This is a genomic window from Pseudomonas sp. SIMBA_067 (assembly GCF_046534675.1).
GTDB classification, from domain to species: Bacteria; Pseudomonadota; Gammaproteobacteria; order Pseudomonadales; family Pseudomonadaceae; genus Aquipseudomonas; species Aquipseudomonas putida.
This window is the reverse complement of sequence record NZ_JAWRYH010000836.1, coordinates 1-255: the sequence shown is the minus strand read 5'-3', so window position 1 is coordinate 255 and position 255 is coordinate 1. Positions and strand designations below refer to the sequence as shown.

1 pseudogene is annotated in these 255 nt (G+C 49.4%); it reads left to right on the top strand.

Features of this window, described 5'->3' with window-relative positions:
* Nucleotides 1-236: pseudogene (ygfB, locus tag SB765_RS31545) on the top strand (UPF0149 family protein YgfB); the annotation flags it as partial.
* Between the last annotated feature and the right edge of the window lie 19 nt (nt 237-255).

Genomic DNA, 255 nt, shown 5'->3' with positions numbered 1-255 from the left:
GTCTTGGCGTTACGCAACCGAAGCTGGATAAAGTGACCGGCGAAACCGGTGAAGCTATCGACGATCTGCGTAACATTGCGCAACTGGGTTACGACGAAGACGAAGATCAGGAAGAGCTTGAAATGTCGCTTGAAGAGATCATCGAATACGTTCGTGTTGCCGCGCTGTTATGCCACGACACCTTTACTCATCCGCAACCGACCGCGCCAGAAGTACAAAAACCGACTCTACACTAAAAACAAAAAACGTAAGGAG